The sequence below is a fragment of the Lysinibacillus parviboronicapiens genome, assembly GCF_003049575.1.
GTDB classification, from domain to species: Bacteria; Bacillota; Bacilli; order Bacillales_A; family Planococcaceae; genus Lysinibacillus; species Lysinibacillus parviboronicapiens.
The window spans coordinates 1-6,737 of record NZ_PYWI01000062.1 but is presented as its reverse complement, the minus strand read 5'-3'; the positions used below and the strand labels follow the sequence as shown (position 1 = coordinate 6,737).

Sequence of the window (6,737 nt, the reverse complement as noted above, 5' to 3'; positions counted from 1 at the left end):
AGATGTGTATAAGAGACAGGCCATTACCGTTGCCATTGCCGTTGCCATTGCCATTGCCATTGCCATTGCCATTACCGTTGCCATTGCCATTGCCGTTGCCATTACCATTGCCTGGTTTTACAACCAACACATCAAATGTTAGTGTGTGCTCACCATACGTTACCGTAATCATCGTATTACCTTGACCTTTTCCTTTTACAGCCCCTGCATTTACAGTAGCTATTTTATCATTCGCTACTTCGTAGGTTGCAAGCTTTGTAACATCTTTTTCTGTTGTTTTCCCATCAAAAGTAGTTACTTCAGTAATCTTAACTGTAACTTCCTTACCTATACTAGTTTCAACCTGAGCTTGGTCAATTTCTAGTGTTACTATTGGTACTTCTACAACAGGTGCTTTAACTGTAACATTTACAGCAACTTTATTAGCACCATATGAAATAGTAATGGTAGTCGTGCCCTCACCTACTGCAGTTACGAATCCATTTACTACTGTTGCAATATTTTCATCTGCAACAACATAAGTAGCTTTTGGAGTTACGTCTTCCTCTGTTGCCTCACCTTCTGCAGGCGTTGACGTTTCTGTCACCATAATTTGTGCAGTTTCTCCAGCTGTTAGGTCTAGCTTAGTTGGATTTACAGAAAGTGTTACTACTGGTTCTACTACTTCTTTTTCATATATCTTCGCTTCATCAACATTTCCGGCAGCGTCTTTAATTATTACTGATACAGCATTTGTTTCTGCTGTTACTGGGAATGTGAAGCTACCGTCTTGATTTAATTCAAAAGCAACTGGAGCTTGTACTTCGCCATTTACCGTCGAAACATATGAAGCTTTTAATTTATCATTTAAATTGTAATCTAAACCGTATAAATATAACTCTTCATTGTAGTCGATATACTTATCTGTTACTTGTCCTGTAGCGACACCTTTAGCTACTGAACCAGTAATTTCTGGTTTAGTCGTTTTCACGATAATTGGTCCAACATAATCGGAAGCTACTCCTGATGCTGCAAGACCAGTGAAGTCAATTGTATACAGACCATCTGGAATCTTTGTGGCAGGTGCTGTTCCCCATGGTTTGTACTGCCCACCAATATTCAGCGTATAAGAGCCTTTTCCTAGCGCAGTACCTGCATGTAGATAACCAATGTAGCCATCTCCGTATTCTCCACCTTCAGGATTCATAATATCCCAAAGCTCGATATAGTTAGTTGTTACATCTCCAGTTAATGTGAATGAAAGTACAGCTGAGTCTTTTACTCCATCTCCGTTAAAGGATAGGTCTGTTTCTGTAATCTTAAAATCTTTAATTTCAGTTGCTGCCGCTCCGCCAAAGTCAGCTGCGAATGGCAATGAAATTTCTGTAGATCCTCCATTGATGGAAATATACCCTAGTATTTCAGAGCCGTTTGGTGCCGTAGCTTGTGAAGCAGTTAATGTAATATTTAAAAGTTGCTCACCATCAATATTAAATGTCGGCTGATCTACTGTAACAGTTGCATCACCAAATGTTTTTGTTACATCAATTGATACGTTATAATTGCCGCCGTTCCCTTTCATATCTTTTACTAAAACTTGTTTCGTTACAGAAATATCTCGGTCTTTAAGTGATTGTGGACCGAAAGTAACTGTACCTTTCAAGTTTTCTGTAACTGCACCAGTTCCATCTAAAATTGCGCTATCAAGTGCATAGGCAAGAATTTCTGGATGAGCTGCTGCATAAGCATCTACACGCCCTGCACCTTGAGAAAACACATCGTATTTTGTTTTATCTATAACCTTTGCTGTATTAGAAAGCGCCACTTTTACATCGAACGCATTCCAACCAGGATTTGCTTGTTTAATTAATGCAGCAATACCTGCAATATGCGGTGTTGCCATAGAAGTTCCTGTTTTACGACCATATGCTTCCCCATAATCTGCATCAGGGAAATCTTTTTTATACTTTGGAATCGTTGACATAATGTTTGTTCCAGGTGCACTTACATCTGGTTTAATATCAAAGTTTGGTGTAGATGGTCCACGTGAACTTGAATCGTTTACATCATCTCCCAGTGTCTTTGTGGAAGCAAATTTACTAAAGCTTACTTTTCCGGCTCCGCCTGCTAATGCAGCGCGAATTGTATTGCCATCCGTTTGGGACATATCAAATGTTGGCAGAAAATCAAATGAATCACCAAGGAATGTGCCTGAAATGTTCGGTGCATTCGTTCCACCAGCAAAGTTATGAATAATTGTTGCGACTGCTCCATTTGCCTTTGCATTCGCAATTTTATCAACAAATGCATTACTGCCACGAGAAATCAATGCCACTTTACCTTCTACATCAATTCCTTCAAAGTCTTTTACTTCTCCGTTTCCAGGAACAGCAACTAGGTCAAATTCTCCTTGTAGCTGTGTTGCTAAATCTTTCCCAAAAGTCGTTCCCATTAATGGAAGCTGTTTTGTTAAGTTGTAGTTGCCAACTGTAACATTCACTTCCCCGTTATACATTGTTTCAGGATTTGTTGTGTTACCAACAGCAATTCCTAAACGAGCAGTTGCAGGCGTGCCCATTGTTTCGCGATTTGGACCTTCATTTCCTGTCGCAACTACTCCGATTGTTCCAGCCATCATGGCATTATTAATAGCAAATGAACCAGCATCCGTTTCAGAGTTAGCTCCCCCGCCAAGTGAAAGGTTGATAACGTCCATTTTTTCTTTTACAGCAGTTTCAATTGCTTTAACAATACCAGATGTAGCTCCACTTCCGTATGCCCCAAGAACACGGTAAGCATAAAGGTCTACTTCGGGAGCAATTCCTTTAATACCGAATTCGTTAGCTCCGATTGCTGCAATTGTTCCAGCAACATGTGTACCGTGAGAAGTATAGAACGCGCTTCCCTTTTCATTAAATTCAGGTGTCCCGGCTGGACGCTCCGAAGGCAATGTTTCCGATGCATCGTCATCTGCCCGAGGCTTCGTGTAAGTTGCTGAATTCGGAATGAAGTTTTTTCCACCTTTATAAACTCCAGCAAACTCAGGGTGATCTACATCAATACCAGTATCTAATACTGCTACTTTTATTCCTTGTCCTTCAAGTCCTTCCTTCCAAAGCTGTTCGATGCCAAGGAAAGAATTACTTGTATTCATTTGAGCTTCTAATGGATCTTCCTTCATAAGTTCCGATGATTTCATCGTATTATCTTCTGATGCGTAAACAATTGCATCAGGTTCTATTAATGTAATTCCTTCTACTGTTAGCAGTTTCGGGAGATCATTTGCTTTCACTGTTGCCGCAAAACCGTTTAAAACAGTATCAAATGTGTATCCTTGAGTCATCTGAACATTTTTAGCAGCTAGCTCTTCTTTAACTTCAGCTTGTTGTTCTTTTACATTTGAACGAACTTCATTTGCTTGGGCTTTAGAGAATTCTTCGCCTTTGATTTGGCTCATTCCTTGCTCTAGTGCCACAGGCTTTTCAGATAAATGAACGATGACTGCAACCTGTTGATTGCCTGATATATTTTGTAAGCTTTCGTGGAGAGTTGGACCATCTTTAGACAAGCTTAGCTGTTCAGCAATAGCCGCCTTTAGTTGAATTATACTTTCGCTTTGACTATCCTGCTTGAATGGTTTCGATTCTTCAGCACTAGCACTCGACAATGGAACCAATAGAGAAAGCACCATAACGAAAACTAGAATACTACTTAAGAACTTCATAAACTTAAAATTTTTCAAATCCCATTTCCTCCTCTTCCTTTAATTGTCACACTTTTCAGTTTAATGTGATATTTCCAATTTATCACAATGGAACTAATCCGAATACCGAAATATTTAAATATTCTAAAATTTGTTAATTAGTATCAGTTTATCAAACATAGATTAAATCTATCTTCCTAGTAATGTAATAAAAAAGTAGAACTTTCAAATGAGAAATGACTTACAGTAATTCAATAATTTTTTCATTTAATCCTATCAAGGCAGCAATTGTAGGTACAGTCGGTGGAGTAGTTGCTTATAGAAAATTAGGAGGGCAGTAAGAGGAGTGATTGGAAGGAAATCGGTTTAGTATGTGATCCGGGAAATTAAAATAACTGGCGATTACTTTTAAAAAACCGCCAGCTAATAGGTTGTGGTGAACCGTATAATAAGAAAGGTTTAAGGAGTGAAATAAATAATATTTGTATCACGTATTTTAGATTGTGCAGAGGTTAGGTTTTCTTTTGTAGTACGCACATTATTTAAAATATGTTCTAATGCATTTTGATAAGCACCATATTTTGAACATTCTTTTGGTACATACAGACTGACATTATCAATGTAGGGAAGTGATTTTCCAGCAATGGATCATTTAATCGCTTCGTAATGAATGCTTGTAATCAAAAAACCTAGTATGCGAAATTTAAATTGAATGCGCATACTTTTTTATAAGAAAAGGAATTTAACAATATTGCGCGAATTGATGGATATAAGTAAAAAATAAGAAATCAAAGAAACATGTATAAATTGTAAGAGGAAAAGTGAGGTTCAACAATGATTCAATTCCAAAAAGAAAATATTACTGTTTTTCAAAGTGCATTATATGTGACTACATCGGCAATAATTCAAACGAATAACGCTGTAATTATGACAGATCCTAATTGGTTACCTACTGAAGTTGAAGAAATAAAGGACTATATAAATAAAATAATAGGTGATAAACAGCTTTATATCATTTATACACATAGTGATTTTGACCATATTATTGGGTCTGGTGCCTTTCCAGAAGCTAAGGTAATCGCATCTAAAGAGTTTGATGAAAATCCAGACAAAGAAGAAAGTATAGAAAGAATTAAAAATTTTGACCAGAAATATTATTTAAACAGAAGCTATATGCCTATATATCCAACAGTAGATATTGTTGTTTCAGAGGATGGGCAAAAATTAGATTTAGATTCGTTAACCATGACATTTTATAAAGCACCTGGTCATACAAATGATGGTTTATTTACAGTTATTGAACCTTATGGTCTTTTTCTTTCAGGGGATTACCTGTCGGAAATTGAATTTCCGTTTATTTTCAGCAGTTATAAAGACTATGTAAATACTATCAATAAAGCTGAAAATATTTTGCTTAATCATCAAATAACAACGCTCATACCTGGACATGGTACGACAACACAAATTCAACAGGAAATTGAAAGGCGGCTAAATTGTTCGAAGTATTATTTGAATCAATTACTCCGTGATAATGGAGAGCTAGTAAGCTATTTAAGTCGAGAATATCCATTTTTTGAAGGTATGAAAGGAATTCATACTGCCAATAAGGAAATGGCAAATCAAGCCTACGTGCTTTAGAGCAGGCATCATAATAAAACGTTAAAAACGGCTTAAGCACTATATTGTAATAGCTTAAGCCGTTAATTTTTCTTGTCGATTTGCGTGCAAGTGTAGACTAAACAGTGACATGCTATACAGAATATGAAACATTAGGCTTTCCTTTGTTGATTTTGCACTGTAATCCAACAAAGGAAATAACTATTCAATTAACTAACACCAGACGATGACTTCATACGGTGTGGTTTGTGCAGGAATACTTCTGGTAGTAGGACCATAGACAACAATTAAGTTTCGATTTGCAGGATTTTTTGAAAAAGGCTGCCCGTTTTTAAGTAAAATAGGGGTGTAGGGAGAGAGATTTAATTGCAATTGACCATCACTACTCACCAATTGACTATTAAAAAAGTCTACTTTTACAAATTGATTATTATTTTCCTTTACAACAATAAGTGCTCGATATTGCGGAGGGTATATCATTGGTACAGGTGCATCTCCATCATAATAGCCAGTAATCCAATCACCCCGAGCTACAATTTCTTGGTTTACAAAGTAAGTAGAAGGTGAGACCACAAAATTAACGATGCCACCAGTACCATCTTCTACCGTCATGAGTTTATAACAACCCTCCCCTTCCCCATTTTGCCCGACTGAAAAATCGTTTATCTGTGTAACCAATCCACGAAAAGATTTAAAATTTACCATAGCCATTCCTTTCTCGATAACATCTCAATCAATGATCGGTGAGATAAATCATTTATTTATGAAAAGAAAACCAATAATATTCGTACAGTGTCCCTTTAATTTATGTAACATCTCCAATATGGGTGACAGATGAAATACAAAGAAATGAATATATGTTGCATAAATCATCATATATAGGAGGGAAGCTAGCGAATAATTAAGGTCTAAATAATAGAAAATAATTGCCCCGTATGCTCCCTTAGAAAAATGCATCGTATCTTTTGCAGGGATTCCCTACTTTTTATCATCTTTTAAATAGATTACAACTGTTATATAATAGAGGCGATTCTAATGTATGAAAAATTGTAATACACAAAGAGATTGTTATAATTGAGACAGAAAAGGTATGTGACTAGTTACGCCTTTGCTTGCTACAACACCTAAGCAGGAGCGCCAACAACCTTTCTGCGAATATTAGGTATAAGGATGGTAGAAATGAGTAATAGACAAATTAAATCAGACGTCATCTTAATTGGTGCCGGAATCATGAGTGCGACTTTGGGAACAATGCTCAAAGAATTAGCACCAGATTGGAATATTACTGTGTTTGAGAAACTTGCAAACGCTGGAGAAGAAAGCTCGAACGAATGGAATAATGCGGGAACAGGGCATGCAGCATTGTGTGAGCTTAACTACACTTCTGAAAAACCAGATGGCTCTATTGATATTAGCAAAGCCATCAACGTGAATGAAC

5 protein-coding genes are annotated in these 6,737 nt (G+C 36.9%); 2 read left to right on the top strand and 3 right to left on the bottom strand.

Annotated features, from left to right (window positions below; genetic code table 11):
* Both C9J35_RS25210 and C9J35_RS24800 read right to left on the bottom strand, forming a co-directional pair.
* A partial coding sequence (locus C9J35_RS25210) for a S8 family serine peptidase (protein ID WP_107927096.1) occupies window positions 1–3,721 on the bottom strand: 3,721 nt, incomplete at its 3' end.
* Between the two features lie 420 nt (window positions 3,722–4,141).
* Complete coding sequence (locus C9J35_RS24800; protein WP_327324300.1) at window positions 4,142–4,303, bottom strand: flagellin; 162 nt, start codon at window positions 4,301–4,303, stop codon at window positions 4,142–4,144.
* A gap of 213 nt (window positions 4,304–4,516) precedes the next feature.
* Here C9J35_RS24800 and C9J35_RS22660 point away from each other — a divergent pair, with 213 nt between their 5' ends.
* Window positions 4,517–5,320 carry an MBL fold metallo-hydrolase gene (locus C9J35_RS22660; protein WP_107927094.1) on the top strand — a complete coding sequence of 268 codons (804 nt, stop codon included), beginning with the start codon at window positions 4,517–4,519 and terminating at the stop codon, window positions 5,318–5,320.
* Between the two features lie 192 nt (window positions 5,321–5,512).
* Here C9J35_RS22660 and C9J35_RS22655 read toward each other — a convergent pair whose 3' ends face one another.
* A complete protein-coding gene (locus C9J35_RS22655) occupies window positions 5,513–6,004 on the bottom strand; it encodes a hypothetical protein (RefSeq protein WP_107927092.1) in 492 nt (163 codons plus the stop codon).
* A gap of 474 nt (window positions 6,005–6,478) precedes the next feature.
* Here C9J35_RS22655 and C9J35_RS22650 point away from each other — a divergent pair.
* Window positions 6,479–6,737: malate:quinone oxidoreductase (locus C9J35_RS22650; protein WP_167396049.1), on the top strand; the 259-nt coding region annotated here is incomplete at its 3' end.